At 46.2% G+C, this 1146-nt stretch carries 1 protein-coding gene; it reads right to left on the reverse strand.

Translation table 11 applies throughout. The features are described 5' to 3' along the window. Nucleotides 1–392 precede the first annotated feature (392 nt). Nucleotides 393–1146, reverse strand: a 754-nt coding sequence (gene blaCARB / locus R7Q48_RS24560) for a CARB/PSE/RTG family carbenicillin-hydrolyzing class A beta-lactamase (RefSeq protein ID WP_318132717.1), incomplete at its 5' end; no start/stop codon positions are given.

Genomic DNA, 1146 nt, shown 5'->3' on the forward strand with positions numbered 1-1146 from the left:
AAAGTGAACAAAGCCGATCGGTAAACATATTGGGCTTTCCATGTTTTGCGTCGACAAGTCATTTGGGTCAAAAGTTCTTTCAAGTCTCAATAGCCATCTCCCTAGACATTCCTCTAAATGTAAACAATAAGTAACACGCAGCTATTTTAAAGAAAAATACGTCCCTGTAACAGAGTATGGTTTATTTCTCGCCACTTGTGAGTGTCAGGTTGCTTAATGTGAGCTTGAACTCATGTCTAAACCGATAATTTTTATGCCTAATTAGCAAGAGGTGACCATTCGGTAAAGCGTAGTGAAGACAGCAAGAATAAGAGAGATTTGTTAAGAATTTGAGAGAGCAGGTAAGAAAAAGCCCCTCTGAATGAGAAGGGCTTGGTTGCTCGAGTTCGAGCTTAACTTTCTTTGTAGTGCTCTAAAATCAGTTGGCTGATTTGCGCGATCAGTTGATCGCGAGCTTGAAGCGAAAGGTCAGTGTCTGTGACGTAAATACTGATGTAAACCGGCTTGTAGTTGTCTTTCCAAATCACCGCGCTAATGCCGCGTGAACCGTAGTTACCTGCGCCAGAGCGGTCTGCAATCGACCAGCCTTTTGGCAGAACAGAGCGCATGAGCGAATCCGATACTTTGTTGTCTTGCATCCAGATTTTCAGCTGTGTGCGTGACTCGTAAGATAGGGCGTTATCTTCCATCAAGGTGTGTAGGGTGTTTACCATGGCGTTAGGCGTTGTGGTGTCTCGCTTATCGCCCGGTTTTGCTTCATTCAAACGGGGTTCCAATCGGTCAAGTCGCGTTGCTTTGTCGCCAATAGAGCGCAAAAACAGTGTGACCGCTTTAGGACCACCAATTTCATTTAGCACTAAGTTCGCGGCGGTGTTGTCGCTCATCAACAGGGCGGCTTCACAAGCGTGTTCGATGCGTGTGCTTTGTCCAGCCAGTTTATCCATCACCGGAGACCAAACCACAATATTGCGTTCATCGATTTTCGCTGTGGCATTTTTGTTGAGTTTGCCGCTGTCCATGTCGCTTAGCATGGTGGCACACGCTAACGTTTTGAATGTGCTCATTAATGGGAAACGTTCGTCTCCGCGATAATCCCAACGCTCGTCCGTTTGTGTATCCCACACTTGCACTCCAATTCGCAGATCG

The sequence above is a fragment of the Vibrio sp. 378 genome (genome assembly GCF_033339435.1).